The sequence below is a fragment of the Pseudomonas sp. CFBP 8771 genome (genome assembly GCF_014841695.1).
Taxonomy (GTDB): Bacteria; Pseudomonadota; Gammaproteobacteria; order Pseudomonadales; family Pseudomonadaceae; genus Aquipseudomonas; species Aquipseudomonas baltica.
The window spans coordinates 258,437-279,112 of sequence record NZ_JACYUJ010000005.1; the positions used below are offsets into that span (position 1 = coordinate 258,437).

Below are 20,676 nucleotides of genomic sequence, written 5' to 3' on the forward strand. Positions count from 1 at the left end.
TAAACCCCCGCGCACGACCACACCTCCCTCCTGCTAAACCACACCCCCCATCCGCTCCAACGCCCCATCAAGCTTCCCTTGAATAGGCTCCATCAAGCAGTAAAGGTGGTTGCACGAAATTTTCTCGGCTTCCGCGTCGAACAACAGCTGCAGCACCACCTCCAGTGCTCCATTCACCTCGCTCAACGCACTGACGGATTCCTGCAACACGGCAATCCCATCCGCAAGCGCCGAAAGTCTTCCACTCACGTCTTCACCGGAACCATTGGGACCGTCTGCCCCGAGCCAGCACTGCAGATCCGTTTGTACACGGGTAAGTCGGTTCGAATGCGTATTCATCGTGTACCCTCGCTTGGCGATGGCAATGACGACTTCAAATTTGTCGCAGCGCTATGCCGACAAGGTCTCGGCCAGCTAATGAGGTATGAGCGGGCTACAAGCGCAAAAGTAATTTTCATGAGGCGTTCCTCTATCGAGTAAACGCCGCCACGCTCGCGACCAAACGAGTGGGTGGCAGCTGTACGAAGGTTGGTCGACCGGCGATAAAGGAATCCGGCACACCCGAGGGTGTCCTGCGCACAGCCGCCATGACACGAGGCTGCCTGCGCAAAAAAAGCGCCTGCAATCGTGATGGGGCGCTGTAGCGCCTTTATCTACTCGGGCGACCAAACCCGGTCGCTGATTTTGCAGCGACGAGGCGAATGTACGCGCGATAGGATTATAAAATCAAGGCAAGATGTTTGGCCGACATCGGAGGAAATGCTGTCATCCAGGCAGTTATTCACATGTGATCAGGCCTAGGGGTAAAGCATGTTCAGCCACATCCAAATCGGCGCCCGCGACCTGGCAAAAATGGTCGCCTTCTACGACCACATCTTCCAAGCCCTCGGCCTTATCCGCATGCCGGAAGAAAACGACGGGGGCCCAGCCGGCGCTGGTTGGCAACGGCCCGATAAGCCCTGGCCCCAGGTCTACATCCAGCTCCCGTTCAACGGCCTCCCGGCCACTTGGGGCAACGGCATGCAGGTCAGCTTTGCGGCGCAGTCGCAGCAGCAGGTGCGGGACGCGTGGCAGGCAGCGTTGGATAACGGTGGTATGGACGAGGGGGCGCCGGGTTTGCGGCCGCAGTATTCAGAGGATTACTACGGCGCTTATTGCCGGGACCCCGAAGGCAACAAGTTATGTTTCGTTCACGCATCGGATATGGACAGTTCAGCTTAACTCCGACGCAAGCTGGCCAGTCGCGCGACCCCGGCCGTCAGCAGCACCGCCAGCACCACGCCTGTCGCCACGGCGGGCAGTATGCCCAGTTGCACTACCATCTCCTGCAAGCTGAGGTAGAAGCCGATCACGCCGACGGCGCCAATCGCGTTGCCTCTGACAATCGCCGCGAGCTCCTGGCGTCCGCCCTGCACATGCGCAAAAACCGCCAGCGGCCAGGCAATGATCGGAATGGGCGCCAGGTAGCCGCTGACCACGGGGCCCAACCACTGCGCCCCTGCGGTGATCAGTAGCAGCAGCAGGGTAGCGGTCAACATCCGCATGGGGATGATCCAGCTGGGCAACGCAACCGGGCGCGCCAGGGGTTTGCCATCGTTCGACGTCACCCGAATCAGCACGACCACCAGGCACAGGGTAATGGCGATGGAGGCAATGGGTGACCCCAGCCGGTTCGTCAGTAGCGCTGTGGCAACGTAGAACACCACGGCGGCCAGGCATCCGAGCACTACCGAAACACGGCGGGTCACCGCAAGATAGAACAGGTAGGTCGCCTGAATTGCCGCCACGCCGGCCAATGCGCCGGGCACTGCCATTGCCACGAACCCCGGGCCTTGTTCGAGGCTGAGAAACAGCATCACCACGGCGGAGGTCACTGGAAGCCCGGACAGCAGCCCGCCAACGTGCGTACCCCAGCGTTTGGCAGCGATGGAGATGAACAGCATGAGCAGCGGCGTGATGAGTAGCTTGAGGTAGAAAACAGTCATGTGCGTGCGTCGTTGTTTTTAGTCCATACGTTGTACATGATTCGACGTTGGGCTTTTATTCAATCGGCGCCGGGAATGGCGATTGTTTGCCCCGACCTGTATCGTTTTCGTCCTGTGTGCCGACAGCCTATAAGCTCGCCCCTGACTCTGGGCAAGGATGCCAACCGTGAAATACTTCTTCATCATTCTGGCCAGCTACGCTTCGGTCTATCTGTGTGTATCGCCGTTGTTGGATGCACGCGTGCAAGACGTCATCGAAGGCCTGGAGATGCGTCGCCGGGCGGCGGATATCGAGGCCTACATCGAACACGTGATCCGAGCGCTGAATCGCAGCAAGCTCGAGTACGCCCTGTTCGGCGGCACGCTGATTGCGGCATTGGTCAGCGCCGGTGTGTGGTTGCTGGGCGATTAGGCGGGGCCATTGAACGAGGCGTGCAGGTCGGCAACGTCCTGCACGCTTTGTTCGGTCACTCGGGCTGCTTGTCCTGTTCGCTGAATTCCACTGCCAGGGCAGCGGCTTCCACGTCACTGGTGCGTATGTGCAGTTGTCCTTCGCTGTCCTGTACCTGAAACACTGGGTCCATGTCGTGTGTACGGTACTGCTCGGGGATGTCATTGCCTTCGAGTTTCTTGACGGAGATGGCCATGGTTTTTCCTCCCAAAGAAGCTGTGACCGGCGCCCTCGGCCAAGGTGCAGTCCGAAGCGTTGCACAGGAACTTACCTTGCCTGCAATGCCTCGAATCTCTACCTATCATCAGAGGCTTCCTACCATGACCACACGCGATGAAATCCAGCCAAAAGCCCCGACCCTCGATGCCAGCGGCAAGCCGGTGAACGTGGTCGAGCGCGACATCGAGCATGAAACGCCGGCCACCGAAGGCGTCGACAAGGTCATCACGCCTACCTCCATCAAGGAGAAAGAGCAGGACGCCGAGACCTTGCAACGCAAGACCGCCGAGATCGAACGCAAGATCGCCGACGGTCGTTGATGTCGTGAAAAAGGAGAAAAGTGCAGCTAACCGTCCGTTCACATCCGTTTCACGCGGCATTTACATTCTTGGGCGTAATGTTGACCTTGCTCCTTCTTCAAGCCCGCTTTCCTCCCCGTCGGCGGGCTTTTCTTTGTCTGCGATTTGGCGTTTCGCCCAGCCAGGCCTGCTAACCTCACCTATTCAAGCGTCGACCCGAACCAGGTGTCGGCGCGTTGCAGTGGCCATGACCACTGCCTTCCAAGGAGCTTGACCCCACCATGACCATTTCCCTGCGCACACGGTTGTTGACCGTGCTGATGTTCACCACGCTGCTCAGTGGCTGCGGCGTCAATAACATTCCGCAATATGACGAACAGGTGAAATCGGCCTGGGCTCAGGTGGAGAACCAGTACCAGCGCCGTGCCGACCTGATCCCCAATCTGGTGGAAACGGTGAAGGGCTACGCCAAGCAGGAGCAGGACACCTTGACCCGAGTGATCGAGGCGCGCGCCAAGGCCACGTCGATCCAGGTCGATGCCAACACGCTGGACGATCCAGCCAAGCTGCAGCAGTTCGATCAGGCCCAGCAGCAACTCAGCGGCGCCTTGAGCCGTCTGATGGTGACGGTCGAGCGTTATCCCGATCTGAAGTCGAACCAGAACTTCCTGGCGTTGCAATCGCAGCTCGAAGGCACGGAAAACCGCATCGCGGTAGCGCGTCGTGACTTCATTGCCTCGGTCGAGAAGTACAACACCGAGATCCGTACCTTCCCCGGCAAGCTGTGGCAGATGACCATGTACCGTGATCAGAAAGTTCGCGAGAACTTCAAGGCCACGGCACCCAATGCCGAGCAAGCGCCGAGCGTGAAGTTCCAATGAAGCCATGGCGGTGCCTGCCGCTGTTGATGCTGCTGTGGGCCGCCACTGCCGAAGCGCTGGAGTTTCCGGCGCTCAGCGGTCGAGTGGTGGACCAGGCGGGCCTGCTCGACGGGCAGACCCGCAGCCAGCTCAGCCAGATGCTCGAGGCACACGAGCAGGCGACCTCCGAGCAGGTCGTGGTGGTGACCGTGCCGGACCTGCAGGGCACGGACATCGCCGATTACGGCTACCAGCTCGGGCGTGCCTGGGGCATTGGCCAGAAAGGCAAGGACAATGGCGCCTTGCTGATCGTCGCCAAGGCCGAGCGCAAGGTGCGCATCGAGGTCGGTTATGGCCTGGAAGGGCAACTGACCGATGCGCAGTCCTCCATCATCATCAATAACGTGATCGTGCCGTCGTTTCGCCAAGGCGATTTCGCTGGCGGCATTCGTGCGGGCGCAGCGGCCATGTTGCAGGTGCTGGGGGGCGATCCCCTGGCCGAGCCGCAGCGCAGCGATGGGCAGGACCAGGGCCGGGATCAGCAGCGTCTGCCCTGGCCGGCGTTCCTGATTCTGATCATCATCGTGATCGTGATGATTCGCGGTGGTGGCGGAGGCGGGCGCGGTGGCCGAGGCGGCGGCGGTCGTTCGGTACTCACAGGTGCGGTGCTAGGCGGCCTGCTGGGTGGCGGAGGCCGTGGTGGCGGTGGTTTCGGCGGCGGCGGTGGCGGTTTTGGTGGCGGTGGCGGCGGCTTCGGCGGCGGGGGTGCATCGGGTGGCTGGTAAATCGAGCGGGTACGCAGCATGACATTACTGGACGAAAGCGCGCAGAAGCGCGTGGCCACGGCGATTGCCGAGGCAGAACTGCACACCGACGCCGAGCTGGTCACGGTGCTTGCACCCCACTCAGACGACTACACCTACATTCCGTTGTTGTGGGCGGGGTTGATCGCGTTGCTGGTGCCGGGTCTGATCAACTATTACCCCGGTTGGCTGAACGCTCATCAGTTGCTGCTGGCGCAATGGGCAACCTTCATCGTGCTGGGGCTGCTGTTTCGCATTCCGGCCCTGACCACGGCGTTAGTACCGCGCCGAGTGCGGCATTGGCGAGCGGCGAACATGGCGCGTCGGCAGTTTCTGGAGCGCAAATTGCATCACACTCAGGGCGGAACGGGGATGCTGATCTTCGTTTCGGAGGCAGAACGGTACGTGGAAATTCTGGTGGACGAGGGGATTTCCAGTCGCGTCGGGGATGACACCTGGAACGCGATCGTCGAAGCGTTCACTGCGCGGGTCAAGCGCGGTGAAACGATGGAAGGTTTCGTCGGCTGTATTCAGGCGTGTGGCGAGGTGTTGCGTGAGCACGTGCCGGTCACTCATCCTCGTAACGAGCTACCGGATCGGTTGGTCGTACTGGGCTGACCGTTCGGCCAATCAGACGGATCTAGCGAGGCTATGAGCTGTCGAAGTGGCAATGCGCTATCATTCGTTCTTTGCCCACGGAGCCTCGCTATGAGCCCGATCATTTTTCCCCAGCCGTTCAAGGCAGTGGGTTGTTCCGACTGTCGAAACCTGGATGCATTGGGTTTCGACTTCACCATGGCGTTCCAGCCGATTCTCGATGTGCGCAGTGGCAAGCCCTGGGCGTACGAAGCGCTGGTGCGCGGCATCAACGGCGAGTCCGCGTTCAGCATCCTGAGTATGGTGAACGATGGCAATCGCTACCGCTTCGACCAGGCCTGCCGAGTCAAGGCCATCGAATTGGCAACCCGTTGGGGTCTGCTCGACTTGCCCGACTGCCTGCTGAGCATCAATTTCCTGCCCAAAGCCGTCTATCGCGCCGAAACGTGCATTCGCGCAACGCTCGAGGCTGCCCGCGAATTCGGTTTTCCGCTGAACCGGCTGATGTTCGAAGTCACCGAAGGTGAGCGTGTGGATGATCCGGCGCATCTGCAGTCGATTTTCGCTGAATACGAGAAGCAGGGCTTCACTACGGCAATCGACGATTTCGGTTCGGGGTATTCGGGTTTGAACATGCTTGCGACGTTCCAGCCCAACGTGCTGAAAATCGACATGGCGCTGACTCGCGCCTTGGATCAAGACGCTGTGCGGCAAGCCATCGTGGCGGGGATCGTGCTGGTGGCCGGCAAGCTGAACATCACAGTGGTGGCCGAGGGCGTCGAAACCGTCGGTGAAAGCACGGCCTTGCAATCATTGGGTATCGATCTGCAGCAAGGCTACCTGTTCGCCCGTCCCGCCATCGGCGAGTTGCCGCTCAAGCCTTGAAGTGTCTGGCAGGCTGATCATTCGGCACGGTTTGTCGACTCGTAATGCAAATAACTGGCGAGTGCCTGTTTGGTCAGGTCATTGAGCGTAATGCTTTGCCGATTTGCCGCGATGCTGGCCGCCAGATGCAGTTCGTGGCCAATGCGCACATTGAAGGAGCCCTTGCAGGAAATCTCCGGCGTGACCTTCAAATCCGCGCAGGTGTCCAGATAGTCATCCACTGCGGCCTGAAAAGCGGCAATCAATTGCGCAACGGTTTGCCCTTCATAGCTGATCAGCGCCCGAATGAACTGTGCTTTGCCATACAGGCAGTCGTCTTCCGGGCTTGCTTCGATCGATCCGAAGTAGCCGCGGTGTTGAAGCAGTTGGTTCATGGCAGCAAGCCTCCATTTTTCAATTGGGCGATGATCTGGCGGCGGATGTAGGGCTTGATTTCACTACCCGGATGAGGGCGATGAAGGCTGATCAACGCTGCGGGATTACCATTGTGGAACTTCACGCGGCTGCCGCTTCCCTGGACTGGCTGAAAGCCGAACCCCTGCAGCAGGCTCACCAGTTCAGGCCATGTGAACTCACTTTCCTGCGAGATCAGTTTGGCGACCAGCTTTCCATGCCTGGACATTACCACTCCTTCTGTGCAACTGAATTTAGTTGCTGTCCGTTGTCACGTCAATGTGTGCTGCCCAGCTATGTGTAGCGCAGGGCCGGGTTTTCGGACAAATGGAAGTGATACGAAGGGTGTGCGGGGGTACGGGAAGGCCCTGAGGCCGAGGGGTAATACGAGTTGTAACTATCCATGCAATGACCGAGCTTATTCGTGGAATGAGCTCGGTCATTGGTGCATCAATCTTCGAGAATGAACGCGAACTTGTCGTCGATCAGCATCTTCAGGTAGTCGTCGAAGCTGTCGGCGATGACCACGTATTCGTCCGGGTCGTGGACGAAGCGGATGACCTGGCCTTTGGTGCCTTTGCCGGTCGGGTTGAAGTCGATGAACAGCGTTGACGTGCCGCCGTTGTTCATGCAGTGCGAGAAGCACAGGCGCTCGCCCAGGCTGACGTCGGCGTCGATGCGTCGATCGACCATTTCCGGGTTTTCCAGAAAGAAGTCGTCGTAGATGTCGGCGATGCTTTTGTCGTTGGCGGCGCGGTCTTCGAGGATCTGCTCGACCGAGCGCAGGTAGTACGGGTATTCGGCGATGTCCGAGCCCAGGATGAGCACCGAGACTTCACCTTTTTCGTACTTCTGCCAGTGCGTGCCGTTCACCTTGGCAAGCAGTTGCAGCAGGCTGTCCGGGCAGTCCGGGTAGACCTCTTTGAGAGCGTCCAGTTGGGTGGGCGAGGCGCCGGTGGCGAACGCGAGTTCGTCTAGGCTGGCGGCGGGCAGGGCGGCTTTGAGGCCTGAGTGGAACTGTTCGACGATGCTCAAGGCTGCTTCCTTACACGGGTTTTGTTTGAGCACCTTTGGGCGATTCGTGGCGGTGAGTCAAGGGAATTTACTGTTTAGGGGGTATGTGGGGGGCTGGGAGGGGGTTGTTGGGCTGCTGGCCTCTTCGCGGGCAGAGCCCGCTCCCACAGAGCCCGCTGCCACAGAGCTCCGCTCCCACAGAGGCCCGCGGGGTATCAGCGCCAGCGAACGGTGTAGTGGGCGGGCACGTCGCTCATCTGCGGCTGGAAATGGGTGTTGGAGATCACGTGGGTCTGTACCTCTCCGGCGGCGTCATGCAATTCGATGCGGTCGCCTGCGCCGGCATTGAGCGTTACTTCGTAGATCAACGCCTTGTTGGGCTCCAGGGACGAGTCGAAGGGGCCGAAGCGGGTGCCGTCGATGCGGATGATGTAGACCTGGTAAGCGCCTTGGGTGGATGTGCTGGTCACTGCGAAAACTCCATACCTTTGCTGGTCGATATCTATGTGGGCTGTCACAGGCTCAGGCGCATGGACAGGTCTACCGCTTTTACATCCTTGGTCAGGCTGCCGATCGAGATGTAGTCCACCCCTGTTTCGGCAATGCTGACCAGGGTCGAATCGTTGATGCCGCCACTGGCTTCGAGTTTGGCCTGGCCAGCATTGATGCTCACGGCTTCGCGCATGTCGGCGAGGCTGAGCTCGTCGAGCATGACGATGTCGGCACCCGCTGCCAGGGCTTCGCGCAACTCATCCAGGCTTTCGACTTCGATTTCCACCGGCTTGCCCGGCGCGATGCGCTGCGCCGCCGCTACTGCCTGAGCCACGCCACCGCAGGCGGCGATGTGGTTTTCCTTGATCAGGAAGGCATCGTACAGGCCGATCCGGTGGTTGTGGCAGCCACCGCAGGTCACCGCGTACTTCTGCGCCAGGCGCAGGCCCGGCAAGGTCTTGCGCGTATCCAGCAGCTTGACCTGGGTATGGCCTACACGCTCGGCGAAATACCGCGCGCGGGTGGCCACGGCCGACAGCAGTTGCAGAAAATTCAGCGCGCTGCGCTCACCGGTCAGCAGCGAGCGTGCCGGGCCTTCGAGGTGAAACAAGGGCTGGTTGGGCTGGGCCTGCTGCCCATCCACTACCTGCCAATGCACCGCCACGCGCGGGTCGAGCTGGCGAAACACGGCATCGACCCAGGCGCTGCCGGCAACGGTGCAGGCATCGCGGGTGATGATGCTGGCCTTGGCCAAGCGCTCGGCCGGGATCAGTTGCGCAGTGATATCGCCGCTGCCCACGTCTTCGGACAACGCACGGCGCACGTTGGCTTCGATTTCAGCGGTCAGATCGGCAAGACGAAGATTGGACATGACGCGCTCCATCGGCAAAGTGGCAGGATTATAGGATACTGCAGTGCTTGGAGCGAAGCCCTGTAGCCCGCGCCTTCACGCACGGTAAAAAGCTGTGCATTTGGTCGGCTGCTGTGAGCTTTCGTACATATTTACGGTCAATCTCCTACTTAGCCCCGTGTTCGCTGAACTGCTTGCCACCTTGGTAGTCAGAGATCACTGTCGGTGAGGTCAGGTAAATGACGTCACGTGGTTGACAGGGATGTCGACGCTCTATTTCTCTTGGTGGGGGTCTTGATGGCGAACGATGGGAAAGTGGTTTCACTGAACAAGGCTGCCGCCGATCACGCGAGCCAGCCTGCCAGTGTGCGCCTGCCTGTCGTCCTGTTGCAGGTGCGCGACAAAGCCGCGCTGCAGCTCAAGCAGGCCCTGCAGGTGTTGTTCGATAACGCCGACGATACCCTGTTCGAAATGGCCGACCGGGCGTTGAACAACGTCGATCAGAATACCTTCTTCGAAGCCATGCGCGACCTGCGCCTCAAGCGCAAGAGCATCGAGCGCGGTTTCCTCGAGAAATTCTACGAAAGCTTCGTGCGCGTCGGTCAGTACGACACGGTCGAGGCCAGCGCGCCGCCGCCGCTGAGCTACGACAAGCTGGCGCTGGTACCCAACGACGAGTTGGAACGCACGGTGGCACTGGATGCGATGGTGGCCAAGGTCCTCAGCCGTGACAGTTTTGCCCTGGGCCAACTGACGACCCGCTTGAATGTGCTACTGACTCGCCGCCTGGACGATTCCACCAATCCGCTCGGGCCGGTCATGCTGTGCGACTATTTCCTCCAGGCCGGGCGCAGCCTGGGTGTGGAGATCAAGGTCAAGCTGATCATCCTCAAGCTGTTCGAGAAATACGTTCTTACCGATACCGATCAGCTGTACGCCGAGGCCAATCAACTGCTCATCGCGGCCGGCATCCTGCCCGAGCTCAAGGCCGCGCCTGCGCGTCGCGCCGCCGACCGCTCCAGCGACCGCCCGCGCCCCGCTGCCACCGAGCCGGAAACACGCGCCGAGGCGCCGAGCAAGTCCGCTCAGCGTGACGAGAATGTGCAGGAAGCGTTTGGCGCCCTGCAGGACTTGCTGCACGACCTGCGCGGCAGCATGGCGCCGAAGATGGAGCCGCCGAGCGAGGCCATGCCGATCTCGACCAGCGATCTGCTGCGCCTGCTGTCCCACTTGCAGCAGTACGTGCCCCAGCAGCCGCCGCAGAACGACTACGACCTGCGCCAGCAGCTGGAACAACTGCTTACCCGCGTCAGCGTCAAGAGCGGCAAGTTTCGGGTAGTCGGGGTGATGGACGAAGACGTCATCAACCTGATTGCCATGCTGTTCGAATTCATCCTCGACGATCGCAACCTGCCCGACTCGCTGAAAGCCCTGATCGCACGCCTGCAGATTCCCATGCTCAAGGTCGCGGTACTGGACAAAAGCTTTTTCAGCCGGGGTGCGCACCCGGCGCGGCGGCTGCTCAACGAAATCGCCTCGGCGGCGATGGGCTGGGGCAGCCGCGACGATTATCAGCGCGATGCGCTGTACCTGCGCATCGACCAGATCGTCCAGCGCCTGCTCAACGATTTCGTCGACGACACCTCGTTGTTTTCCGAGCTGCTGGTCGACTTCCTTGCGTTCAGCAATGACGAGCGTCGTCGCAGCGAGTTGCTCGAACAGCGTACCCGCGATGCCGAAGAGGGCCGCGCCCGTGCGGATCTGGCGCGGCATCTGGTCGAGAAAGAACTCAACAGCCGTCTGCTGGGGCGCAAGCTGCCGCAGGTGGTGGTCAATGTGCTGCAGGACGCCTGGAGCCGCGTATTGCTGCTGGTGTGCCTGAAACACGGGGCCAATTCGTCCGAGTGGCAGGCGGCCTTGTCCACGGTCGACGATCTGATCTGGAGCGTCGAACCTCACGACGACCCGGAAATGCGCATGCGTTTGCTGGAACTGGTGCCCGGCTTGCTCAAGTCTCTGCGCGACGGTCTCACCAGCACCGCGTTCGATCCGTTCGCCACCAGTGAATTCTTCAGTCAGCTGGAGGTGCTGCATGTGCAGGCGTTCCAGCGTGATCTGGCGAATGTCGAGGGGGTGCTGCCTGGTGAGGAATCGCTGGTGCAGGTGGTCGAAGAGATCGTGCTGGCGTCCCCGGGCGAAGCCGCCGACAGCGAGGCTCAAGTACGCCTGGCCGACGATGATCCAGGCCTGCTGCAGGTCGACAAGCTGCGTGTCGGCAGCTGGGTGGAATTGCAGGAAAACGATGAGTTCAAGCTGCGCTGCAAGTTGACCGCGATCATCGAGACCTCGGGCAAGTACGTGTTCGTCAACCGCACCGGCATGAAGGTGCTGGAGAAGACCCGCATGGGCTTGGCGATCGAGTTCCGTCGCGGCACCGTTCGGGTGCTCGACGACACCTTGTTGTTCGATCGAGCCCTGGATTCGGTGGTCACCAACCTGCGCAAGCTCAAGGCACACTGATGAACCCGGCCACGCGCAGGCTGCCTTCCTGCGCGTGAGGGTTCATACTGGAGCGCCTTGATTGTCGGCAGGACTCCAGATGCGGTTGACCTCATGCGCTTGAACGGCCCTACGGGATGGTGCGACGGCGTTCGCCATTGCCCCTCGCCCAATTTCAACGAGCGTCCCGACGGCGAAGTCTCGCTGTTGGTCATCCATAACATCAGCTTGCCTCCCGCGCAATTTGCTACGGGCAAGGTGCATGAGTTTTTCCAGAACTGCCTGGATCACACCGAACATCCCTATTTCGAAGGGATCTCCCATCTGCGCGTGTCCGCGCACTTTCTGATCGAGCGTGACGGTGCGGTGACGCAATTCGTCTCCTGTCTGGATCGCGCGTGGCACGCCGGGGTGTCGTTGTTCGATGGCCGCGAAAACTGTAATGATTTTTCTGTAGGCATCGAACTGGAAGGCACTGATGATCAACCCTTCGCCGATGCCCAATATACAGCGCTCGTCACCTTGACCCGGCTGTTGCTCGAGCGTTTTGCGGCATTGAGCGTGGAGCGCATCTGCGGTCACAGCGACATTGCCCCGGGCCGCAAGACCGACCCCGGCCCCTGTTTCGACTGGGTACGTTACCGTGCCGCATTGCTGAATGAAGAGGATGCACGATGATTTTTCTGGTGCTGCTGCTGGTCCTGCTGGCCGAGAAGTTTTCCGGGCTGCGCCAGCGCGTGCAACGTGACGGTTTTTTCCTGGGTGAACTGCATCGGCTCGAAGCCCGGCCGGGGCTGGCGCGCGAGCCGTGGCTGGTGCTGGGCATCGGCGTGGCGCTGCCAGCGCTGCTGCTGGCGTTCGTGCTGTATGCACTGCAGCCGGTGGCGTATGGCTTGCTGGCGCTGCCGGTGCATTTGCTGGTGCTGATCTACAGCCTGGGCCGCGGTGACATCACTGTTGGCCTGGGGCCGTTTCGCGATGCCTGGCGTCGTGAAGACACCCAGGCGGCGGTGCATGTGGCCGAACGCGACATGGGCGTCCTCGCCGACAACGGCGGCAGCCTGCTGCAAAGGGTGCAGGGGCACCTGTTGTGGGAAGCCTATCAAAGCTTTTTCGCGGTGATTTTCTGGTACGCCGCCTTGGGCCCGGTGGCGGCGCTGGTCTATCGGCTGGTGACCCTGGTGGCCGAGCAGTCTCGGCATCCGGCGATAGCCCTGCGGGCGCAGCGGCTGCGTCATGCTCTGGACTGGCTGCCGGTACGTTTGCTTGCGGCCAGCTTTGCGCTGGTGGGCAACTTCGTGGCGGTCAGCCGGGTGATGCTGCACGAGGTGCTCAGCTGGGAAATTACCGCAGCGGCGCTGATCGATCGCGTCGGGCGAGTGGCCGGTGATGTTCCGGCGCCAGTGGTAGGGCAGGTAGGAGTGGAGACGTTGGACAGCCTGTGGCAGATGGTCGTGCGCGCAGGGGTGTTGTGGTATGCGGTTTTGGCGGTGTGTTCGGTGTTGGCGTGATGTTGCAGGGTTGATGGTGTTCGCCGAAGCGGGACGGCGGCTTGGAAGGCGTGCCGCAATGTCCTGTAGCAGCGGCGCGAGCCGCGTCCAGGTTCACTGCGCATCCGTCCAACCAAACACTGCATTGGCGTTCCGGGTGCTGGCCGCTGCCAGGGTGGCGGCATCGGTGCCCATGATGCGCGCCAGTGCCTCGGCGATGGCCGGCAGATGCTCCGGGCTGTTGCGTACACCCGGATACATCGCAGGCGCCATGTCCGGCGAATCGGTTTCCAGAACGATGGCCTCCAGCGGTAAACGCGGCAGTACCTTGTGCATGCGCAGCGCCTGCGGCCAGGTCGGCGCGCCACCCAGGCCTAGCTTGAAGCCCAGCTTCAAATACTCCCGTGCCTCTTCCCAGCTTCCGGCGAATGCATGAATGACCCCTGCGCGGGGCAGCTTGAAGCGCTTCAAGGTCGCGATCACTGCCGCATGGCTGTGCCGCACGTGCAGCAACACCGGTAGCTCGAACGCCACAGCCAGGTCCAACTGCGCTTCGAACAACGCCTGCTGCCGATCGCGATCCAGGTCCTTGAGGTAGTAATCCAGGCCGAACTCGCCGATTGCACACAGCTTCGGGTGTCCGTGCAAACGCTCAAGCCACTCGTGCAAGGCAGTCACATGCTCGGGCCGGTGCTCTTCGAGAAACACGGGGTGCAGGCCCAAGGCCGCATACACCCGCTCATCCGCCAGCGCCAGGTCCCATACCCGCTGCCAGTTGGCTTGATGCACACCCAGCACCACCACCCGCTCCACACCACGCGCTGTGGCGGTGTCCAGCACGCGCGCGCGATCGGCATCGAAGTCGGGAAAATCCAGGTGAGTATGGGTGTCGATCAAGCGCACCATCAGCCCTCGTGAATTCTCTGTTTGAAGGTCCGGGCCAAGGCATTCACGCCGGGCTCGTAGTGCTTTTGTTCCACAGCGGCCAGTGCCAGTTCCAGCGCCTTGCTGGCGATCATGTTGTGCTGTTGGGCCATGGCGTTGACCGGCAGCGGCAGGAAGTCCAGCAACTGGGTGTCGCCGAACGTGCCCAGGTGCATTGCCTGGGAATCCAGCGGCCGCTCCTGCAGCACATCGAACACGCCCTGCAGCAGCACGTAGGAGGTGGTCACCAGCGCGTCGGGAAGGTGGCCGAGCTTGTCGAGCAAGGCTTGCATGGAATGCTGGCCACCTTCGCGACTGAAGTACTCGCTGTGCTCGACCAGCACCGTGCCATCGAAATCGGCCAGCGCAGTATTGAAGCCCTCGGTTCGCGCCTGGCTGATGCTCAGTTCCGGCCGTGCGCCGATCAAGGCGATGTGTCGAGGCTTGGGCAGCAGCAGGCTCTGGGTCAATTGCAGGCTGGCGTTGCGGTCATCGCTGATCACCGAGCAGAACTGCGCAGGGTCCATCATCCGGTCGATGGCGATCACGGGTGTGCCCTTGGCCTGCAATTCACGGTAGCTGTCGTCGCTGGCCGGCAGGCAACTGGCAACGAACAGCGCGTCGCAACGTCGGGCACGAAACAGCTGCAGCAGTTGCAGCTCGCTGGCCGCATCGTCGTCGGAGCTGGCGATCAGCAGCTGGTAACCATGGGCGCGGGCACCTTGTTCGAGCAGCTTAGCGATGCGCGCGTAGCTGGGGTTTTCCAGGTCCGGCAGGATGAAGCCCAGGGTACGCGTGTGCCGACTGCGCAACCCGGCTGCCTGGGGGTTGGGGGTGAAGCCCTGTTCCTGGACGATGGCCTCGACGCGCGCCACCGTCGCCTTGCTGATGCGCTGTTGAGCGGCCTTGCCATTGATGACGTAACTGGCAGTGGTGACCGAGACGCCAGCCAGGCGAGCAATATCGCTGAGTTTCAACCGTTGATTCCTTAGTGTCGTCGCGCCCATGCCGAGGCATTGAAGCGCGCTCATTCATCGTTTGTCGGGTGGCGCCAGGCTAAGTTCAGGCAACGTAACCGACAGGTTGGACTTCAATCATCGAAGATTATCGAGTAACGTGCGCTGCATTCTAGATTAAACGTTTCAGCCTGCGTGTTTCCTGCCGTAAAACATCTCTTGTCGAGGTCTCAACCTTACCCTCGGCAACGCAGGCCGGACCTATCGGAAGTACAGAGCGCGCACCTCGATGCTCTATGCTCACACTTCACAACAATACCTCAGCGCGCTGCCGCCGCTGTAAAGGAGAGAGGCAATGCTGGAGCTCACTATAGAGCAGATATCCATGGGCCAGAGCGCCGTGGATAAACCCGCCGCCCTGCAATTGCTCGCCGACAAGCTGGTTGCCGATGGCCTGGTGGCCGAAGGTTACCTGGCCGGCCTGCAAGCGCGTGAAGCTCAAGGCTCGACCTTTCTGGGCCAAGGCATCGCCATTCCCCACGGCACGCCCGATACCCGTGACCTGGTGTTCACCACCGGCGTGCGCCTGCTGCAATTTCCCGAAGGCGTGGATTGGGGTGACGGCCAGAAGGTCTACCTGGCCATCGGCATCGCTGCCAAGTCCGACGAACACCTGCGCCTGCTGCAACTGCTGACCCGCGCGCTGGGTGAAACCGACCTGGGTGAAGCGCTGCGCCAGGCCACCGATGCACCCGCGTTGCTGAAGCTGCTGCAAGGGGCGCCGCAGGAATTGGCGCTGGATGCGCAGATGATCAGCCTGGGCGTGATGGCCGAAGACTTCGAGGAACTGGTCTGGCGTGGTGCGCGTCTGCTGCGTCAGGCCGACTGCGTGAGCAATGGTTTTGCCGCGCTGCTTCAGCAGGTCGAAGCCTTGCCGCTGGGCGATGGCTTGTGGTGGCTGCACAGCGAGCAGACCGTAAAGCGTCCGGGCCTGGCCTTCGTGACCCCCGACAAACCCCTGCGCTACCTGGGCCAGCCGCTGACCGGGCTGTTCTGCCTGGCCAGCCTGGGCGAAGCTCACCAGGCCTTGCTCGAACGCCTGTGCGCGTTGCTCATCGAAGGCCGCGGCAACGAATTGGGTGCTGCCACCAGCACCCGCGCCGTGCTCGAAGCGCTGGGCGGTGAGCTACCTGCCGATTGGCCCAGCGCACGCATCGTGCTGGCCAACGCACATGGCCTGCACGCGCGGCCGGCGAAGATTCTGGCGCAGCTGGCCAAGAGCTTCGAAGGCGAGATTCGCTTGCGGGTGGTCGAATCCGGCGGTCTCGCGGTGTCTGCCAAGAGCCTGAGCAAGTTGCTCAGCCTGGGTGCGCAGCGCGGTCAGACCCTGGAACTGGTCGCCGAGCCGACCATTGCCGGCGACGCCTTGCCGGCGTTGTTGGCGGCCATCGAGGAGGGCCTGGGCGAGGAAGTGGAACCGCTGCCGAGCGTCACCGAGGCTGCGCCTGCGCAGCCCGCTGTGACCAAGGCGGCCAAGATCAAGCCACAGGCGCCAGGCGCGGGCGCGCAGGTCCAGGGTGTCGCCGCGGCCCCTGGGATCGCCATGGGCCCGGCGCACATCCAGGTGCTGCACGATTTCGACTTTCCCCAGCGTGGCGAGTCCGTGGCGCTGGAGCGTGAACGCTTGCAGGCCGCCCTCGGCCAGGTCAGGCAGGACATCGACGGGTTGATCCAGCGCGCCCAGGCACAAGCCATCCGCGAGATTTTCGTCACTCACCAGGAAATGCTCGACGACCCGGCCCTGACCGATGAAGTCGCTGCCCGCCTGCAGCAGGGCGAAAGCGCTGCCGCGGCCTGGAACACGGTGATCGAAGCGGCCGCGGTGCAGCAGGAATCGCTGCAGGATGCGCTGCTGGCCGAACGCGCAGCGGATCTGCGCGACATCGGCCGTCGCGTGCTGGCGCAGCTGTGCGGCGTGCCTACCCTGGAAGAACCCAAGCAGGCCTATATTCTGGTGATGGACGAGGTCGGCCCATCCGACGTCGCCCGTCTGGACCCGGCGCGCGTGGCCGGGATTCTGACCGCCCGCGGTGGCGCCACTGCGCACAGCGCCATCGTTGCGCGTGCCCTCGGCATTCCTGCCGTGGTGGGCGCAGGCGAGGCGGTGTTGCAGATTGCCGCCGGCACCGCATTGTTGATCGACGGCCAGCGCGGCCTGCTGACCGTGGCCCCGGCGCCCGAGGTGCTGGAACAGGCGCTGGCCGACCGTGACCGTCGCGAGCAGCGCCTGCAGGCGGCAGCCGAGCGACGCATGGAAAGCGCCGTGACCCTGGACGGGCACGCGGTGGAAGTGTTCGCCAACATCGGCGAAAGCGCCGGTGTCGCCAAGGCCGTGGAGCAGGGCGCCGAAGGCGTTGGCTTGCTGCGCACCGAGCTGATTTTCATGGCCCATTCGCAAGCCCCGGACGAGGCGGTGCAGGAAGCCGAGTACCGCCGCGTGCTCGATGGCCTGCAAGGTCGGCCGTTGGTGGTGCGCACGCTCGATGTGGGCGGCGACAAACCGCTGCCGTACTGGCCGATCGACAAGGAAGAGAACCCGTTCCTGGGGGTCCGCGGCATTCGCCTGACCCTGCAGCGTCCCGACGTGATGGAAGGCCAGCTGCGCGCACTGCTGCGCGCCGCCGACAACCGCCCGTTGCGGATCATGTTTCCCATGGTCGGCAGCCTCGAAGAGTGGCGCCAGGCCAAGGACATGACCGAGCGCGTGCGCCGCGAGATTCCGGTCAAGGACCTGCAGCTGGGCATCATGATCGAGGTGCCGTCGGCGGCATTGCTGGCCCCGGTGTTGGCCCGCGAGGTCGACTTCTTCAGCATTGGCACCAACGACCTGACCCAGTACACGCTGGCCATCGACCGTGGTCACCCGACCCTCTCGGCCCAGGCCGATGGCCTGCACCCCGCGGTGCTGCAACTGATCGACATCACCGTGCGCGCGGCACACGACTACGGCAAGTGGGTCGGCGTGTGCGGCGAACTGGCGGCTGATCCACTGGCGGTGCCGTTGCTGGTCGGCCTGGGCGTGGATGAATTGAGTGTCTCGGCGCGCAGCATCGCCGAGGTCAAGGCGGGGGTGCGCGAGCTGACGCTCAGCCACGCGCAACAATTGGCCCGGCATGCGCTCGGGCTGGGCACCGCTGCGCAGGTACGTGCCCTGGTGGAGAAATCTTGATGGCACGCATCCTGACCCTGACGCTCAATCCGGCGTTGGACCTGACCGTGGAAATCGACGGGCTGGAACTGGGCGAAGTCAATCGCAGCAATGCCTTGCACCGACACGCCGCCGGCAAGGGCCTCAATGTTGCCCAGGTGTTGGCCGACCTCGGCCATCAGGTGACCGTGAGCGGCTTTCTGGGCGAGGCCAACCCGCAACCGTTCGAGGCCTTGTTCGCTCAACGCGGTTTCACCGATGCGTTCATTCGCGTACCGGGCGAAACGCGCAGCAACATCAAGCTGGCCGAACGCAATGGCCGGGTCACCGACCTCAATGGTCCGGGCCCGGTGGTCGACGACCAGGCTCAGGCCGCCCTGCTGGCACGCCTGCACGACATTGCACCGGGTCACGACGCCGTCGTGGTGGCCGGCAGCCTGCCGCGTGGGGTGAGCCCTGAATGGTTTCAGGCACTGCTCGAACAGCTTGCGCACATGGGCTTGAAGGTGGCACTCGATACCAGCGGGGCTGCCTTGCGTGCGGGCTTGAAGACGCGTCCATGGCTGATCAAGCCCAACACCCACGAGCTGACCGAGGTGCTCGGCAATTCCGTGGAAACGCCGGTCGAGCAAGCGGCTGCGGCGCAGCGCCTGTTGGCTGACGGCGTCGCCAATGTGGTGATCTCGCAAGGCGAACGCGGCGTCAATTGGTTCGCGGCCGACCTCGCCTTGCAGGCCTTGCCGCCCACCGTCGAGGTCGCCAGCACCGTAGGTGCCGGAGACTCGCTGCTGGCCGGGCTGGTGCACGGTTTGCTCAGCGAGCAGGCGCCGGAACACAGCCTGCGCACGGCCACGGCGATCGCCGCCATGGCGGTGACGCAGATCGGCTTCGGAATCAGTGATGCCGCGCACCTGGCGCGGCTTGAAAGCGGCGTCAGCGTACGTCCGCTGACAGAACAATAAGAGGGTTGAAGATGAAACTAGCTATTGTCACCGCGTGCCCCAGCGGGCGGGTGTCCAGCGTCTTGAGCGCACGTCTGCTCGACGCTGCGGCCCGTCGCCAGGGCTGGACCACCTTCGTTGAAGTGTTCGACCCGCAACACCCGGAACTGCGTCTGAGCGCAGCCGATATCGAGAACGCGGATTGGGTGCTGGTGGTCAACACCGGCGCCATGGACCTGAGCCGTTTCGTCGGCAAGCGTCTGTTCCAGAGCAGCCCGGCCCATGCCCTGCAGGATGTCGACGGCTTCCTGCGCCAGGCCGCCGATCAGGCCAAGCCCTATGCCGCCGCTCCGGCCGCTGCCGCGGCAGCGTCGCGTGCGCCACGGCTGGTGGCGGTCACCGCATGCCCGACCGGGGTGGCGCACACGTTCATGGCCGCCGAGGCTTTGCAGCAAGGCGCCAAGCAGTTGGGTTATGAGCTGCAGGTCGAAACCCAGGGTTCGGTGGGCGCGCGCAATCCGTTGAGAGTGCAGGCCATCGACGAAGCCGACGTGGTGCTGCTGGCCGCCGACATCGAAGTGGCTACCGAGCGTTTTGCCGGCAAGAAGATCTATCGCTGCGGTACCGGTATCGCCTTGAAACAGGCCCAGGCCACGCTGAACAAGGCCTTGGCCGAAGGTGAAGTGGAGTCCACCGGCAGCGCTGCCGGTGCGCCCAAGAAGCAGGAAAAGACCGGCGTCTACAAGCACCTGTTGACCGGTGTGTCGTTCATGCTGCCGATGGTGGTGGCGGGCGGTTTGCTGATCGCGCTGTCGTTCGTGTTCGGTATCGAGGCGTTCAAGGAGCCGGGCACCTTGCCAGCGGCGTTGATGCAGATCGGTGGCGAGGCGGCATTCAAGCTGATGGTGCCGTTGCTGGCGGGCTACATCGCTTATTCGATCGCTGACCGTCCGGGGCTTGCCCCGGGCATGATCGGTGGTTTGCTGGCGAGCACCCTGGGTGCGGGCTTCATTGGCGGTATCGCGGCCGGTTTCATTGCCGGTTACGCCGCCAAGGCGATCAACCGCTATGCGCGCCTGCCGGCGAGCCTGGAAGCGCTCAAGCCGATCCTGATCATTCCGCTGCTGGCCAGCCTGTTCACCGGCCTGGTGATGATCTACGTGGTGGGCAAACCCGTGGCCGGGATGCTCGCTGGGCTGACCACCTTCCTTGACAGCATGGGTACTACCAATGCGTTGCTGCTGGGCGTGCTGCTGGGGGCGATGATGTGCGTCGACCTGGGCGGGCCGATCAACAAGGCGGCGTACGCGTTTTCGGTGGGGCTGCTGGCCTCGCAGAGCTACGCGCCGATGGCCGCGACCATGGCGGCCGGCATGGTGCCGCCGATTGGCTTGGGCCTGGCCACCTTCCTGGCTCGACGCAAGTTTGCCCAGACCGAGCGTGAGGCTGGCAAAGCGGCATTGGTGCTGGGGCTGTGCTTCATTTCCGAAGGCGCCATACCGTTCGCTGCCAAGGATCCGCTGCGGGTGATCCCGGCGAGCCTGGTCGGTGGCGCGTTGACCGGCGCATTGTCGATGTACTTCGGCTGCAAGCTGATGGCGCCGCACGGTGGGCTGTTCGTGTTGTTGATTCCCAACGCGATCAACCATGCCTTGCTGTATCTGCTGGCCATCGTTGCCGGGGCCTTGCTGACTGCGGTGGTGTATGCAGTGATCAAGAAGCCGGAAGTCCAGGAAATTGCCGTAGAGCCGGTCAAGGCCTGATCCCGTAGCAGCGGCGCAAGCCGCGTCCGGCCTCACCGTGGTGAGCC

The 20,676-nt window shown here is 62.5% G+C and carries 23 protein-coding genes; 13 read left to right on the forward strand and 10 right to left on the reverse strand.

The window, feature by feature from the left end; all coding sequences use genetic code 11:
* Positions 1 to 33: 33 nt before the first annotated feature.
* Positions 34 to 339 carry a DUF1484 family protein gene (locus tag IFT80_RS13485; RefSeq protein WP_192137714.1) on the reverse strand — a complete coding sequence of 102 codons (306 nt, stop codon included), beginning with the start codon at positions 337 to 339 and terminating at the stop codon, positions 34 to 36.
* Between the two features lie 471 nt (positions 340 to 810).
* Between IFT80_RS13485 and IFT80_RS13490 the strand changes: the two genes are divergently transcribed.
* Positions 811 to 1,221: a VOC family protein gene (locus tag IFT80_RS13490; protein ID WP_192137715.1), complete on the forward strand. Its 411-nt coding sequence runs from the start codon at positions 811 to 813 to the stop codon at positions 1,219 to 1,221.
* On the opposite strand, the gene IFT80_RS13495 is transcribed toward IFT80_RS13490, so the two are convergent.
* Positions 1,218 to 1,985, reverse strand: coding sequence for a hypothetical protein (locus tag IFT80_RS13495; protein WP_192137716.1), 768 nt, complete (start codon positions 1,983 to 1,985; stop codon positions 1,218 to 1,220). The genes IFT80_RS13490 and IFT80_RS13495 overlap by 4 nt on opposite strands.
* A 166-nt stretch (positions 1,986 to 2,151) precedes the next feature.
* Here IFT80_RS13495 and IFT80_RS13500 point away from each other — a divergent pair, with 166 nt between their 5' ends.
* The gene (locus tag IFT80_RS13500) at positions 2,152 to 2,397 is read left to right on the forward strand and encodes a hypothetical protein (RefSeq protein WP_192137717.1); all 246 of its coding nucleotides are present in this window, start codon (positions 2,152 to 2,154) and stop codon (positions 2,395 to 2,397) included.
* 55 nt (positions 2,398 to 2,452) lie between these two features.
* Here IFT80_RS13500 and IFT80_RS13505 read toward each other — a convergent pair whose 3' ends face one another.
* Positions 2,453 to 2,632, reverse strand: coding sequence for a hypothetical protein (locus IFT80_RS13505; RefSeq protein ID WP_122475279.1), 180 nt, complete (start codon positions 2,630 to 2,632; stop codon positions 2,453 to 2,455).
* Positions 2,633 to 2,756: 124 nt separating this feature from the next.
* Here IFT80_RS13505 and IFT80_RS13510 point away from each other — a divergent pair, with 124 nt between their 5' ends.
* The 5 genes from IFT80_RS13510 to IFT80_RS13530 all read left to right on the forward strand — a co-directional run bounded on the left by IFT80_RS13510 (position 2,757) and on the right by IFT80_RS13530 (position 6,099).
* Positions 2,757 to 2,975, forward strand: coding sequence for a hypothetical protein (locus IFT80_RS13510; protein ID WP_192058563.1), 219 nt, complete (start codon positions 2,757 to 2,759; stop codon positions 2,973 to 2,975).
* A gap of 260 nt (positions 2,976 to 3,235) precedes the next feature.
* On the forward strand, positions 3,236 to 3,835 hold the full coding sequence (locus IFT80_RS13515) for a LemA family protein (RefSeq protein ID WP_122475276.1): 600 nt from the start codon (positions 3,236 to 3,238) through the stop codon (positions 3,833 to 3,835).
* Positions 3,832 to 4,599 (forward strand): TPM domain-containing protein, encoded by a 768-nt coding sequence (locus IFT80_RS13520; RefSeq protein WP_192137718.1) that lies wholly within the window; start codon positions 3,832 to 3,834, stop codon positions 4,597 to 4,599. The genes IFT80_RS13515 and IFT80_RS13520 overlap by 4 nt, the downstream gene beginning before the upstream one ends.
* 18 nt (positions 4,600 to 4,617) lie before the next feature.
* Complete coding sequence (locus tag IFT80_RS13525; RefSeq protein ID WP_122475273.1) at positions 4,618 to 5,235, forward strand: TPM domain-containing protein; 618 nt, start codon at positions 4,618 to 4,620, stop codon at positions 5,233 to 5,235.
* 90 nt (positions 5,236 to 5,325) lie between these two features.
* On the forward strand, positions 5,326 to 6,099 hold the full coding sequence (locus IFT80_RS13530) for an EAL domain-containing protein (protein ID WP_192058567.1): 774 nt from the start codon (positions 5,326 to 5,328) through the stop codon (positions 6,097 to 6,099).
* Positions 6,100 to 6,116: 17 nt separating this feature from the next.
* On the opposite strand, the gene IFT80_RS13535 is transcribed toward IFT80_RS13530, so the two are convergent.
* From IFT80_RS13535 to nadC, 5 genes are all read right to left on the reverse strand, one after another.
* On the reverse strand, positions 6,117 to 6,473 hold the full coding sequence (locus tag IFT80_RS13535; RefSeq protein WP_192058569.1) for a type II toxin-antitoxin system HicB family antitoxin: 357 nt from the start codon (positions 6,471 to 6,473) through the stop codon (positions 6,117 to 6,119).
* Positions 6,470 to 6,721, reverse strand: a complete 252-nt coding sequence (locus tag IFT80_RS13540) for a type II toxin-antitoxin system HicA family toxin (protein WP_122795362.1) — start codon at positions 6,719 to 6,721, stop codon at positions 6,470 to 6,472. Before IFT80_RS13540 ends, IFT80_RS13535 begins: the two co-directional genes overlap by 4 nt.
* Before the next feature lie 221 nt (positions 6,722 to 6,942).
* Positions 6,943 to 7,527 (reverse strand): SMI1/KNR4 family protein, encoded by a 585-nt coding sequence (locus tag IFT80_RS13545; protein ID WP_122475267.1) that lies wholly within the window; start codon positions 7,525 to 7,527, stop codon positions 6,943 to 6,945.
* Between the two features lie 194 nt (positions 7,528 to 7,721).
* Positions 7,722 to 7,976, reverse strand: a complete 255-nt coding sequence (locus tag IFT80_RS13550; protein WP_122475266.1) for a hypothetical protein — start codon at positions 7,974 to 7,976, stop codon at positions 7,722 to 7,724.
* Between the two features lie 44 nt (positions 7,977 to 8,020).
* Complete coding sequence (nadC, locus tag IFT80_RS13555) at positions 8,021 to 8,869, reverse strand: carboxylating nicotinate-nucleotide diphosphorylase (RefSeq protein WP_192048575.1); 849 nt, start codon at positions 8,867 to 8,869, stop codon at positions 8,021 to 8,023.
* Between the two features lie 276 nt (positions 8,870 to 9,145).
* On the opposite strand from nadC, the gene IFT80_RS13560 reads away from it, so the two are divergent.
* From IFT80_RS13560 to ampE, 3 genes are all read left to right on the forward strand, one after another.
* A complete protein-coding gene (locus IFT80_RS13560; RefSeq protein WP_192058574.1) occupies positions 9,146 to 11,368 on the forward strand; it encodes a DUF1631 domain-containing protein in 2,223 nt (740 codons plus the stop codon).
* A 93-nt stretch (positions 11,369 to 11,461) separates the two neighbouring features.
* Positions 11,462 to 12,025, forward strand: coding sequence for a 1,6-anhydro-N-acetylmuramyl-L-alanine amidase AmpD (ampD, locus tag IFT80_RS13565; RefSeq protein ID WP_192054724.1), 564 nt, complete (start codon positions 11,462 to 11,464; stop codon positions 12,023 to 12,025).
* Positions 12,022 to 12,858: a regulatory signaling modulator protein AmpE gene (gene ampE / locus IFT80_RS13570; protein ID WP_192137719.1), complete on the forward strand. Its 837-nt coding sequence runs from the start codon at positions 12,022 to 12,024 to the stop codon at positions 12,856 to 12,858. Before ampD ends, ampE begins: the two co-directional genes overlap by 4 nt.
* Positions 12,859 to 12,951: 93 nt before the next feature.
* On the opposite strand, the gene IFT80_RS13575 is transcribed toward ampE, so the two are convergent.
* Together IFT80_RS13575 and cra are read right to left on the reverse strand one after the other, a co-directional pair.
* Positions 12,952 to 13,740 (reverse strand): TatD family hydrolase, encoded by a 789-nt coding sequence (locus IFT80_RS13575; protein WP_192137776.1) that lies wholly within the window; start codon positions 13,738 to 13,740, stop codon positions 12,952 to 12,954.
* Positions 13,741 to 13,742: 2 nt separating this feature from the next.
* A complete protein-coding gene (gene cra, locus IFT80_RS13580) occupies positions 13,743 to 14,738 on the reverse strand; it encodes a catabolite repressor/activator (protein WP_192102630.1) in 996 nt (331 codons plus the stop codon).
* A 334-nt stretch (positions 14,739 to 15,072) separates the two neighbouring features.
* On the opposite strand from cra, the gene ptsP reads away from it, so the two are divergent.
* The 3 genes from ptsP to IFT80_RS13595 are packed head-to-tail and all read left to right on the forward strand — an operon-like array spanning position 15,073 to position 20,629.
* Positions 15,073 to 17,946, forward strand: coding sequence for a phosphoenolpyruvate--protein phosphotransferase (gene ptsP, locus IFT80_RS13585; protein ID WP_192137720.1), 2,874 nt, complete (start codon positions 15,073 to 15,075; stop codon positions 17,944 to 17,946).
* Positions 17,946 to 18,887, forward strand: a complete 942-nt coding sequence (gene pfkB, locus IFT80_RS13590) for a 1-phosphofructokinase (RefSeq protein WP_192137721.1) — start codon at positions 17,946 to 17,948, stop codon at positions 18,885 to 18,887. Before ptsP ends, pfkB begins: the two co-directional genes overlap by 1 nt.
* An 11-nt stretch (positions 18,888 to 18,898) precedes the next feature.
* Positions 18,899 to 20,629 (forward strand): PTS fructose-like transporter subunit IIB, encoded by a 1,731-nt coding sequence (locus IFT80_RS13595; RefSeq protein ID WP_192137722.1) that lies wholly within the window; start codon positions 18,899 to 18,901, stop codon positions 20,627 to 20,629.
* The last annotated feature ends 47 nt before the right edge of the window (positions 20,630 to 20,676 follow it).

What these genes read in the sequence shown, in the direction of transcription:
- IFT80_RS13495 (WP_192137716.1), bottom strand. Translation starts at nt 1,985, where the DNA reads ATGACTGTTTTCTACCTCAAGCTACTCATCACGCCGCTGCTCATGCTG.
- IFT80_RS13485 (WP_192137714.1), bottom strand. Translation starts at nt 339, where the DNA reads ATGAATACGCATTCGAACCGACTTACCCGTGTACAAACGGATCTGCAG.
- pfkB (WP_192137721.1), top strand. Translation starts at nt 17,946, where the DNA reads ATGGCACGCATCCTGACCCTGACGCTCAATCCGGCGTTGGACCTGACC.
- IFT80_RS13530 (WP_192058567.1), top strand. Translation starts at nt 5,326, where the DNA reads ATGAGCCCGATCATTTTTCCCCAGCCGTTCAAGGCAGTGGGTTGTTCC.
- IFT80_RS13510 (WP_192058563.1), top strand. Translation starts at nt 2,757, where the DNA reads ATGACCACACGCGATGAAATCCAGCCAAAAGCCCCGACCCTCGATGCC.
- IFT80_RS13525 (WP_122475273.1), top strand. Translation starts at nt 4,618, where the DNA reads ATGACATTACTGGACGAAAGCGCGCAGAAGCGCGTGGCCACGGCGATT.
- IFT80_RS13560 (WP_192058574.1), top strand. Translation starts at nt 9,146, where the DNA reads ATGGCGAACGATGGGAAAGTGGTTTCACTGAACAAGGCTGCCGCCGAT.
- IFT80_RS13540 (WP_122795362.1), bottom strand. Translation starts at nt 6,721, where the DNA reads ATGTCCAGGCATGGAAAGCTGGTCGCCAAACTGATCTCGCAGGAAAGT.
- ptsP (WP_192137720.1), top strand. Translation starts at nt 15,073, where the DNA reads ATGCTGGAGCTCACTATAGAGCAGATATCCATGGGCCAGAGCGCCGTG.
- ampE (WP_192137719.1), top strand. Translation starts at nt 12,022, where the DNA reads ATGATTTTTCTGGTGCTGCTGCTGGTCCTGCTGGCCGAGAAGTTTTCC.
- IFT80_RS13490 (WP_192137715.1), top strand. Translation starts at nt 811, where the DNA reads ATGTTCAGCCACATCCAAATCGGCGCCCGCGACCTGGCAAAAATGGTC.
- IFT80_RS13520 (WP_192137718.1), top strand. Translation starts at nt 3,832, where the DNA reads ATGAAGCCATGGCGGTGCCTGCCGCTGTTGATGCTGCTGTGGGCCGCC.
- nadC (WP_192048575.1), bottom strand. Translation starts at nt 8,869, where the DNA reads ATGTCCAATCTTCGTCTTGCCGATCTGACCGCTGAAATCGAAGCCAAC.
- IFT80_RS13515 (WP_122475276.1), top strand. Translation starts at nt 3,236, where the DNA reads ATGACCATTTCCCTGCGCACACGGTTGTTGACCGTGCTGATGTTCACC.
- IFT80_RS13505 (WP_122475279.1), bottom strand. Translation starts at nt 2,632, where the DNA reads ATGGCCATCTCCGTCAAGAAACTCGAAGGCAATGACATCCCCGAGCAG.
- IFT80_RS13535 (WP_192058569.1), bottom strand. Translation starts at nt 6,473, where the DNA reads ATGAACCAACTGCTTCAACACCGCGGCTACTTCGGATCGATCGAAGCA.
- ampD (WP_192054724.1), top strand. Translation starts at nt 11,462, where the DNA reads ATGCGCTTGAACGGCCCTACGGGATGGTGCGACGGCGTTCGCCATTGC.
- IFT80_RS13595 (WP_192137722.1), top strand. Translation starts at nt 18,899, where the DNA reads ATGAAACTAGCTATTGTCACCGCGTGCCCCAGCGGGCGGGTGTCCAGC.